General features: G+C 71.1%; 8 protein-coding genes. 1 reads left to right on the top strand and 7 read right to left on the bottom strand.

Annotated features, from left to right (window positions below; all coding sequences use genetic code 11):
• Window positions 1–249: 249 nt before the first annotated feature.
• From ACSMXV_RS10650 to ACSMXV_RS10630, 5 genes are all read right to left on the bottom strand, one after another.
• Window positions 250–1,317, bottom strand: a complete 1,068-nt coding sequence (locus ACSMXV_RS10650) for a glycosyltransferase family 2 protein (RefSeq protein ID WP_473177421.1) — start codon at window positions 1,315–1,317, stop codon at window positions 250–252.
• Window positions 1,314–2,228, bottom strand: coding sequence for a glycosyltransferase family 2 protein (locus ACSMXV_RS10645; protein WP_473177420.1), 915 nt, complete (start codon window positions 2,226–2,228; stop codon window positions 1,314–1,316). Before ACSMXV_RS10645 ends, ACSMXV_RS10650 begins: the two co-directional genes overlap by 4 nt.
• A gap of 408 nt (window positions 2,229–2,636) precedes the next feature.
• Window positions 2,637–3,731, bottom strand: coding sequence for a GNAT family N-acetyltransferase (locus tag ACSMXV_RS10640; RefSeq protein ID WP_473177419.1), 1,095 nt, complete (start codon window positions 3,729–3,731; stop codon window positions 2,637–2,639).
• Window position 3,732: 1 nt separating this feature from the next.
• Entirely contained in the window at window positions 3,733–4,146 is a 414-nt protein-coding gene (locus tag ACSMXV_RS10635) for a hypothetical protein (RefSeq protein WP_181660919.1), read from the bottom strand.
• Between the two features lie 150 nt (window positions 4,147–4,296).
• Entirely contained in the window at window positions 4,297–5,508 is a 1,212-nt protein-coding gene (locus ACSMXV_RS10630) for a S8 family peptidase (RefSeq protein WP_473177418.1), read from the bottom strand.
• Window positions 5,509–5,812: 304 nt separating this feature from the next.
• Here ACSMXV_RS10630 and ACSMXV_RS10625 point away from each other — a divergent pair, with 304 nt between their 5' ends.
• Complete coding sequence (locus ACSMXV_RS10625; RefSeq protein WP_473177417.1) at window positions 5,813–6,622, top strand: SGNH/GDSL hydrolase family protein; 810 nt, start codon at window positions 5,813–5,815, stop codon at window positions 6,620–6,622.
• Here ACSMXV_RS10625 and ACSMXV_RS10620 read toward each other — a convergent pair.
• Together ACSMXV_RS10620 and ACSMXV_RS10615 are read right to left on the bottom strand one after the other, a co-directional pair.
• Window positions 6,606–8,330 (bottom strand): serine/threonine-protein kinase, encoded by a 1,725-nt coding sequence (locus ACSMXV_RS10620; protein WP_473177416.1) that lies wholly within the window; start codon window positions 8,328–8,330, stop codon window positions 6,606–6,608. The genes ACSMXV_RS10625 and ACSMXV_RS10620 overlap by 17 nt on opposite strands.
• 44 nt (window positions 8,331–8,374) lie before the next feature.
• A complete protein-coding gene (locus ACSMXV_RS10615) occupies window positions 8,375–10,177 on the bottom strand; it encodes a nickel transporter (protein ID WP_473177415.1) in 1,803 nt (600 codons plus the stop codon).
• Between the last annotated feature and the right edge of the window lie 179 nt (window positions 10,178–10,356).

The raw sequence follows: 10,356 nt of genomic DNA, 5'->3' as shown, positions 1-10,356 counted from the left end.
CAGCGGTGTGTGCTCCGGCGCGGTGCACCCCCGGCCCGTCGGCAGCAGCGGTGTGTGGTCCGGTGCCGTGCGCGGTCAGGCCCTCAACGGCCGTACGCCATGCCGCGCGGCGCGTCCCCAGCGCGCCGCCCCCGCGCATCCGCAGCACGGCGGCGCACGCGTGCGGCCAGGCGCCGCGCGCCCCCCGCACGCACCCGCGCGCCTGCCATGCGCCCCTTTGATGCGCATGACCCGGCACGGATCTCCTGCTCATACCCCCGCCCCCTCGCCGTCCGTGCTCCCCCCGATCTCCGCCACGGAGAACGTGGCGCCACCCCTGCGCGCACGGACGCTCCCGAGTACGTACCCACCGGCCGCTGCCGCCACTCCGGCCACGATGGCGCCCGCGCGGCCCGCTCCGCCCGGGCGGGCCAGCAGGGCGTCGCGCAGGCCGCGGGCGACTCCGGCGGGCAGGACGCGCGTGGTGTAGCGGCGCTCCGACTCGAGGCCCTTGCCGGCACCGACGCTCCGGGCCACCAGAGCCTTGGACAGGCCCTCGGCGTACGTACGGGTCCGGAAGTAGCGGAACTGTTCACGCGCGGCCGGTACCCGGTGGTGGATCACTGCGCGGTCGTCGATCAGCAGGATCGCGTCCGGTCTGGCGCTGCTGAGCCGGATGCACAGCTCGGTCTCCTCGCAGCCCAGCGGCCGCTTGTCGCCGTCGCGGCCGATGCCGGTCGCGAAGCCCCCCGCCGCGTCGAACGCCGTGCGCCGGAACGAGGCGTTCCCGCCCAGGACGTTGCGCACCCGGGCCCGGCCCGGCGGCAGCCCCTTGTACGTACAGCCGACGACCCAGTCGAACTCCTCGGGGAACCAGGCCGGCCGGCGGCCGGACGCCCAGACGGGCATGGTCCGGCCGCCGACCGCCATGACCTGCGGGTCCTCGTACGCGGCCGCGAAGTGGCGCAGCCAGTCGCGCTCCGCGACGGCGTCGTCGTCGAGGAACGCGATGATCTCGCCGCTGGAGGCCGCGATGCCGGTGTTGCGGCCGGCGGACAGGCCGCGCGGGCCCGCGTTCGCGAGAACACGGACCCCTTCGGTCTCCTTGTACTCCTTGGTCAGGCGCTCGAGCAGCGGCTGGTTGTGGTCCACCACCAGCAGCGTCTCCAGCGCGGACAGCGACTGCGCCCGCACCGAGGCGACCGCCGCGAGGATGTCCTCCCAGCGGTCCTCGGTGTAGACGCAGATGACGACGGAGACGGTGGGGAGGGCGGCGGCGCGGCTCTCCGCGCCGCCGCGCTCCCGGCCCCCGCCCTCCTGAAGGCTGTACGGGCTCAAGACACCTCACCCCGGCCGGAGTTGAGTCCGGAGTGCAGCCCGGGGCCGATCCCCGTGTTGAGCCTGGCCTTGAGCCGCAGCGTATGCGCGCGGCGCCGCAGCGCACGCCGGTTGGAGCGCTCCTTGAGGATCACCTTGAGTACGCGCAGCCCGTCGCGTACGGCACGCAGATTGCTCGCGCCGTGGATCCGCAGGTACTCGTGGCTGGGGATCTCCTGCACCTTGAGTCCGGCCTTGACCACCCGGATGTTCATCAGGGTCTCGACCTCGAAGCCGGTGCAGTCGAGGTCGATCTCGTCGAGGCAGTGCCGCCAGAACGCGTTGTAGCCGTAGCACAGGTCCGTGTAGCGGGCGCCGAACTTGGCGTTCACCACGGCGCACAGCACGCGGTTGCCCAGCTTGCGGATCGGCGTCATGTCGTCCGTGCCGCCCCCGTTGGCGAACCGGGAGCCCTTGGCGAAGTCGGCGCCGGACACCAGCGCGGAGACGTACGACACGATCTCCTGGCCGTCGGCCGAGCCGTCCGCGTCGACCATCACGATGATGTCGCCCGTGCACGCCTCGAAGCCGGTGATCAGAGCGTCGCCCTTGCCCTTGCCGAGCTGCTTGACGACCTTGACGTCCGGCCACAGTTCACGCGCGACCTCGACCGTGTTGTCCGTGGAATTCCCGTCGACCAGAACCACTTCGTGGATCCACTCGGGAAGGGTCTTGAAAACGTGCGGGAGATTCTCCGCCTCGTTCATGGCGGGGATCACCACACTCACCGGCGGTGCGATCGCGAGGTGCGACGACACCGGGCGGTACTGCCTCGGAATTCTCGCCGTCGCTGTTTCGGCGGTGCTTCCGTTCGTGGACGGCTTGATCAGCGGATCTTCGCCTGGTATCGCCGGGCGCAGAAAAGCGCTCATGAGTCTGTTCCCTCTCGTCCGGTGGACCGCCCGCCCCTGGGCGGTCCGGCTCTGTGTCCGGTTCGAAAGGGGGGTTCTCACTTACGGCCATGCCGAAATCGATCTTCGTGCAGGCCGGGTGAGCTGGTAAAACTGGCCGACTGGCAAAGTCGGTCGCGCGGCCCGCGTCCCGGCAGACCACTGGTCACCGAACACGGCACCCCCCTACCGCGCCCCGCGCCGAAACCATCGCGGTCCTGAGCCCTCCCCTGGAGCCGCTATGAAGATGGACCGATGCGGGTGATGTACGACGGTATTGACGATTGAGACCCTATAGCAAGACCTAGAACCAGGTCTCACGTTTTTGTTGTTTTCGTCCCGCATTCGCGGGCACATCTGGAGCTCGTAATTCCGAATTCCCGTTATCGCTCAGTCCCTCGAGCGGATTTTCCCCATCCGTTTGAGAAGTCTGTCGGCCGGCTCGAAAAGTTCGGGCCGGGCGAGAACGGTGTTGCGCAGCGCCCGGACGGGGGCGCGCCGCGCCCGGTGTCCGATCGCCACCGGGTGACGGCGCGTCACCCAGCCCTCGGACACGGAGATCTCCCGTGTCTTGAGGGAGTCCTTGTATTCCTTCTGGCCCCGGCCGAGATCCAGGTACGCGATGCCGTCGGCGGCGGCCGCCTCGGCCATCCGCAGATGCAGGACCAGCCCGGGGGAGTACTTCGAGAACGCCGGGTCGTACGCCGGGAACCAGCACGCCAGCACCCGCTCGGAGCGCAGCCCGAAGTGTGCCGCGACGGGCCGGCCGTCGGCGTAGAGCACCGACAGCACGCCGGCGAACGACTCCGACCGGGTGTGGAAGAGATGCTGGACAAGCCGGTTGATCCACTCCTGCGCGAAGCGGTCGCTGCGCCCGGTCCTGCGGTACTGCGCGGACTTCCAGGCCATCAGCGCCCGCAGGGCCGCCGGGTCGCGCTCGTCGTGCACGTAACGCACGCCTTCGTGCTCCCGGCCGAGCTTGCGCTCCTTGGCGAGCGTCGTCCGCGTGAACTTCGGAGACTGCTGCCGCAGCCGGCTCAGATACGCCTCGTAGCCCTGGTCGATGTCCATGACGGGCGACGGGAAGGTGCCGGTGGCAGCTGTCTCGAACGGAGCCTGGCCTTCCACCAGGTGGTCGAACTCCCACACCGCCAGCCCGCAGGCCCGCAGCAGCTCTTGTGCGTCCCAGGTGAAGCCGGGCCTGTGCACGAGACCCTGGCTGTCGGAGACACCGAGGCCCACGGCCCGGCCGACGCCGGTGACGGACCTCTGGAACGGGAAGAACGCCACGGGCTCACCGTCCTCGCGGGCGACCGCGACGCGCACGCCGCGCCGGCAGCGGCCCACCGCGATCATGAACTCCGGGGACAGAAAGGGATTGGCCAGCTCGGGTGATCCGTCGAGGTGGGCCTTGGACTGCAGGGCCGTCCACGCCGCCCGGTCGGCGGTGGTCAGTTCGCCGGGGCGGTACACGTTGATGTCCACGTCAGGAAGCCCGCCTTCTCGCTGTACGGCCGCGCAGCCGACGTACCAGAACCAGCAGGAACATGAGGAAGCTCAGTACGGCGACGGCGACGATCCCGCCCTCGACGGACCAGCTGTGCATGGCGAGCATCGCCTGGGCCACGAGCAGATTGACCGCGACGGCCCCTGCTGACGACGCCAGGACGCGGCCCGCCGGTTCCAGGCCGCGCAGAGCGGCTCCGATGGCGGCTGCGGGCGCCGCGAGAAGGAAGAAGAGCGTGAACGGGCCGCGTAGCGGAGCGTCCACATCGATGAGTGCGAGAACCGCGCCGACCCCTCCGACGGCGACGGCCGCACCCGCGGCCAGCGGCAGCAGATCTTTCCCCCGACTCTGCTGCGGCCCTGATGACGGTGGCTTGACACCGATGGTCTGCATTGGCGACGTTTCCCCCCGAAGCGCCGGATGCCGGGCTTCAATGTCGCGCAGTCCCCCCGGCCGCGTCAAGATGCGGAGGGAGTGTGCAGATGTTCCCCGGAGACATGGTGCGTCTCCGGGGAACTCACTGACAGCTGAGCGCAGTTGGGATTACGGGACGATCTTGAGCAGCCTGTTCGGCGAGCCGCTGCCCGGGCTGGTGACCACGCCGGTGGTGGCGCCGTTCACGAGGGCCGAGGCGACCGTCGCGGGCGTGGCGGAGATGTGGCCCGCCAGGTAGACGGCGGCTGCACCCGCGACGTGCGGGGTGGCCATCGAGGTGCCCGAGATCGTGTTGGTCGCGGTGTCGTTGGTGCGCCAGGCCGCGGTGATGCTCGAACCCGGGGCGAACAGGTCCAGGGTGCTGCCGTAGTTGGAGTAGCTCGCCTTCGCGTCGGTGCTGGTGGTGGCGCCGACGGTGATGGCCTCGGAGACGCGGGCGGGGGACCTGGTGGAGGCGTCGGTCGTCTCGTTGCCCGCCGCGACGGCGTAGGTGACACCCGAGGCGATGGAGTTGCGTACGGCCGTGTCGATCGCGGTGTTGGCGCCGCCGCCCAGCGACATGTTGGCCACCGAGGGGCCGCTGTGGTTCTGGGTCACCCAGTCGATGCCCGCGACCACGCCTGCCGTGGTGCCGCTTCCGCTGTTGTTCAGCACGCGGACCGCGACGATCTTCGCGTTCTTGGCCACGCCGTACGTGGTGCCCGCGGCGGTGGAGGCGACGTGGGTGCCGTGGCCGTTGCCGTCCTGGGCGACGCCGTCGTTGCTCACGAAGTCGTAGCCGTTGACCGCACGGCCGCCGAAGTCGGAGTGGCTGATGCGTACACCCGTGTCGATGACGTAGATGGTCACGCCGCTGCCCGCGGTGTCCGGGTACGTGTACGTCCCGGAGAGCGGGAGCGATGTCTGGTCGATGCGGTCGAGGCCCCAGGGCGCGTTGGACTGGGTGGCGTCGACCGACACCTTGGTGTCCTGGATGACCTTGTCCACCGACGGGTCGGCAGCCAGCTGTCTCGCCTCCTGCGCGGAGAGCTGGACGGCATAGCCGTTGAGCGCTGCCTTGTAGGTCTGCTTCACCTCTCCGCCGTACTCCGATATGAGGCCCTTGCCCTGGGCCGAGGCGGCCTTGAAGCCCGCGCCCTTCTTGAGCGTGACGATGTAGCTGTCCTTCACGGCGTCGGCTGAGCCGGCACCGACCACGGTGCCCTCGGCCGGAGCGGCCTGGGCGGGGAGAGCGGTCACCGCGCCGATCAGGGTGGCGGCTGTGGCGACGGAGATCGCGGCGGCGATCCGGATCCTCTTGTTGCTGCGCTGCTGTGCCATTACGAGGGAGTCCTCCTCTAGGCGGTGCGTGCCCGGCGGGCGCGCAACTGTGGGGGGGTGTGCGGGATCGCACACGCGCCCGGGAACTGGGCGTTCCGTTCCCCGGCGATCAGCAAGGGTGACGGCTCTACGGGCGTAGATCAAGAGTCTTGAGGGAATGTCATATCCCTGACATGAACGTGAAACTGAGTGAGCGTCAGTGGCTCAGGAGGTTCTGTGCCGGAAGTTCTTGTCATGGACACTACCCGTCAATTAGGGGGAGTGCTATGACAGTTGAGGCAGAGATCCTGCTAAGGGAGGTTTCATGAGACAGTCCCGAACCGCGGCATATGTTTCCTCGTTCCTCCTCGCCGTCGTCTGCACCCTCACGGGGGCCGCGACGGCGCAGGCGTCCCAACAGGCAGCGGCCACCGGCTATGTGGCCCTCGGCGACTCCTACTCCTCCGGTGTCGGGGCCGGCAGCTACGACAGCTCCAGCGGCTCCTGCAAGCGCAGCACGCGTGCGTACCCCGTCCTCTGGGCAGCCGCCCATTCACCCTCGACGTTCGCCTTCACCGCCTGCTCCGGAGCTCGTACGAGTGATGTCGTCGCGAACCAGCTCGGCCCGCTCGGCTCCGGAACGGGCCTCGTCAGCATCACCATCGGCGGCAACGACGCCGGTTTCGCGGACGTCATGACGACGTGTGTGCTCCAGTCCGAGAGTGCTTGCCTCGCGGCCATCGCCCGAGCGGAGGCATACATGGACTCGACGCTGCCCGGCAACCTCGACAACGTCTACTCGGCTGTCCGCGGCAGGGCCCCGGCCGCCCATGTCGTGGTGCTCGGCTATCCGCGCTTCTACAAGCTCAACGGCTCCTGCGTGGCGGGCCTCTCGGAGACGGAGCGCTCCGCCATCAACAACGCGGCGGACCATCTGAACAGCGTGATCGGAAAGCGGGCCGCCGATCACGGATTCACCTTCGGGGACGTCAACGCGACGTTCACCGGCCACGAGATCTGCTCCGGCAGCTCGTGGCTGCACAGCGTCAACTGGGTCAACATCGGCGAGTCGTACCACCCGACCGCGACCGGGCAGTCCAGCGGCTACCTGCCGGTGTTCACCGCCGCGGCCTGATCCCGGCATTGGCCGTGTAGGAGGCCCCGCCCGTCGGGGCCTCCTTCTCGCAGGTCACTGAGAACGCCACGGAGGCGGACTCGGTCACCACCGGACTGCGGACCTCCACACTGATCTCGTTGTGGTACGTCCCGTCCGCCTCATACGTCAGCTCGACGTGGTTCACATGCTTCGTCCTCTCGCCGCCGGAGGGGAACGACAGCGTCTTCCAGCCCGGGTCGGACGACTCGCCGGTCTTGGTGACCCAGCGGTAGTCGACCTCCGCCGGGACCCGGCCCACCGTGAACGTCGCCGTGAACCCGGGCGCTTCGGCCTCCGGCGGCGGACAGGTGCCGGTGTAGCTGTCGCGGACCGCGGTGACGGTGACCTTCACGGACTGGGCGGGCGTGGTCGTCGTACCGCCGTGGCCGCCGTTCGTGGTTCCGCCGTCGTTCGACCCGCCGGTGGTGGACCCTTCGTTGGCCGACCCGCCGCTCGAACTCCCGGAGCCGCTGCCGCCCGTGGTGCTGCCGCCGCCCGTGCCGCTGCCGCCGTCCTTTCCTCCCGTGGTGCCTCCGGCCGTGGTGGTGCCGTTCCCGGAGTTGCCGCCCGGATCGTCCCGGTTGACCAGTGCGTAGGTGAGGCCTGCCAGGGCCAGGGCGAGGGCGGCCATGCCCGCGACCAGCACCACGACGGTGCGGCGTGGATGTGCCGGCGCCGTCGTGGTCGTCGTAGCGGGGCTCGCGGTGGACGAGGCGTACGAGGGTGATCCGGTGGGAGCCGGGAGGGGGCGCGGGGGCGTCGGTGCCGGACTGGGCTGCGGGAGGGCCGTGGCCGTCGGGAGGGATGACAGCGCGGACGACTGCGTCGTGCCCGTGCGCGGGGTGCCGCCCGCGGCCACGGTCCGCAGATCGCGCTCCGCGTCGACGGCGGAGGTCCGTTCCGCCGGATCCTTGCGCAGCAGCCCCTCGATGACGGGTGTCAGCGGACCCGCGCGGCGCGGCGGCGGCAACTCCTCGTCCACGACGGCCCGCAGTGTGCTCAGCGGGGTGTCCTGCCGGAACGGCGAGGCGCCCTCCACCGCCGCGTACAGCATCACGCCCAGCGACCACAGGTCCGACTCCGGCCCGGGCCGCCGCCCCAAGGCCCGCTCCGGGGCCAGGAACTCGGGCGACCCGATGACCTCCCCGGTCATCGTGAGCGCTGAACTGCCCTCCACCATCGCGATGCCGAAGTCGGTCAGCACGATGCGCCCGTCGTTCGCGATCAGTACGTTGCCGGGCTTGACGTCGCGGTGCAGCACCCCCGCCTCGTGCGCGGCGCGCAGGGCGGCCAGCACCTCGGCGCCCACACGGGCGGCGCGCTGCGGGGACATGGGACCCTCCGCCTCCAGTACGTCGGAGAGGGAGAGCCCACGGACGAGCTCCATCACGATCCAGGGGCGGTCCTCGTCGGTCGCCACGTCGTAGACCGTCACGACGTTGCGGTGCGGGATACGGGCGGCCGCCCACGCCTCTCGTTCCAGCCGGGTGTACAGCCGGTCCACGTCGCCCGCCGGGAGCCCCGCGGGGGCGCGTACCTCCTTGACCGCGACCTCGCGGCCCAGGACCTCGTCGAGGGCCCGCCACACCGTACCCATGCCGCCCTCGCCCAGTGGTGCGAGAAGGCGGTAGCGGCCCGCGATCCGCCGGGGTCCGCCCACCCCGTCGATGCCCGGCTGTGCACTCACGGGCGACCCCCATTCGCAGTGGTGCGATTCTCCACAAAAGTAGCTCAACCGAGCGCTGTTGCCGCCCCCTTCAGCACCAATCCGCAGCCGACGGCGACCACGAGGCATGCCGAGCCGAGCGGGACGAGGCGCCGTACGGCCGCTGACAGTCGGCCGGTGAGCCGGTAGCCGCCCCGTCCGCTGAGCCCGCCGCCGAGCCGTCCTCGGCCCCGGTCGGGACGGCTGACGAGCGCCTGCACCACCCGGCCGCCGACCCGTACCACGGCGAACCCGGCCGCCGTGAGAGTCAGGGCAAGCCCGGCGCCGTACGCCAGCACGAGCAGAAACCCGAACCATGCCTGCCCCAGCGCGGCCGCCCCGACGAGCACGACGACCGCGGACGGACTGGGCACGAGCCCACCGGCGAAGCCGAGGAAGAGGGTGCCGCGGAGGGTGGGAGGCCCGGCTTCCGGTGCCGCGCCCGTCCCCGCTGCCATCGTGGCGTCCGTGTCCGTGTCCGTGTGCCTGTCCGTGTGCGGGTGTTTGCGAGTGCCAGAGTGCGTTCCCTTGTGGTCGTGCGAGTGGGGCTGCGGGCTCGGGTCCGGGTGTTCCCGGGCGTTTGGCGCCGCTGCTGCCGCGTGGGGGTGGCTGCCGGTGCCGGTGCCCTCGTCCGGTTCGGTGCCGGTGTCGGTTCCGCTGCACGCATCCGCTCTTTGATGGCCTGCGGAGTGCGTGTGCCGGTCCGCGTGTTCGTGCGGGTGCCCGTGACCGTGCGGGTGCCAGTGCCCGGGTCCGTGTGAGTGGCCATGCCGGTGTGAGTGACCATGTGCGTGGGAAAGCCCCCGCTGCCGCCAGGCCCTTCGCAGGAGCCCCGCTCCGGCCACCGTGACGAGTGCTCCGCTCGCCACGCCCAGCCATGAGATCACCGACGGGGCGGCGGCCGAGCCGGCGGCGATGAGGAGGCCGAGCACGACCACGCCGAGCGTATGGGTGACCGTCACGGAGGCGGCGAGCGGGAGGACGTCGCGGAGGGTGGCGCGGCTCCGGGCGGCCGCCGTTGCGGCCATCAGGGTCTTGCCATGGCCCGGGGCGAGGGCGTGCATGGCGCCGAGCACGACGGCTGTACCGAAGGCCAGCGCCGCGAAGGCGGGTGTGAGGTCGTGCCGGGCGACCAGGCCGGTGAGGGCCTGCGTCCAGCGGTCCGCGCCCCGCGGGAGTACGGAGGCGGCGGGCGGGGCGGCCCGCTCCTCGGAGAGGGCCGGGCCGCCGGGAACGGCGCGCAGGGACGCGGACGTCCGGTCCGGTGGCGAGGACAGCAGGCGCTGCGGGTAGTCGGCCAGCCGCCGGGACACCGACTCCTCCGGCACGTCGGACCGGGCGAGAGTCCTGCGGTCGCCGCGCGCCGTGATCTCCCGCCAGCCCGGGCCGGCGTCACCCGCTGCCCGGAAGACGACGGTCACGGCGCGCCCCTCCGGCAGGGGAGCGGTGAGCCGGCACTCCAGGCGGAGCGTGGGCAGCCCGGCCTGACCGGGCCGCACGCGCGCGTGGCTTGCGCCGGCGGTGAGCCTGACGGCACGCCCGCCGATCTCGACCCGGCTCCCGTCGGCGGCCGCCCGGCACCGCTCACGGGCCCAACCGGCCATCCCCAGCTCCTTGATCCGCGGCTGGGCCTGCGTGGCCGGGATCTCCGCGAGATCCTCGACGTGATCGACTCGCAGCGCTCCAGGGGCCGCGACCAGGCCGTCGTACCGGTTGACGGTGAAGTTCCCGAGTGGATGCGCGCTTGCTGCAGTCGCGGGCAGCAGCACGAGGGTGGCGACCGCCACGAGCAGGGCCGCGCAGGCCGCGAGTGGGTGACGACAGATCACGATTCCCCCCGTGGGACGGGTACGGCTGTTGCGGGCAGCGCCCGCTGGGTGCGTGGACCGGTGCGTGGTCTCGTGCGGCCCGGTGGCCGGCCCACCCGTTCCGCTGTGCCCACCCCGCCCCCATTGCCTCAAGGGCATGGGAGGTGCCCCCATCGCCGTGCGGAACACCCGCCCACTGA

This window comes from Streptomyces sp. DSM 42067 (assembly GCF_055792885.1).
Note: the sequence above shows the minus strand (reverse complement) of the source record. Positions and strands in the feature narration are given on the sequence as shown.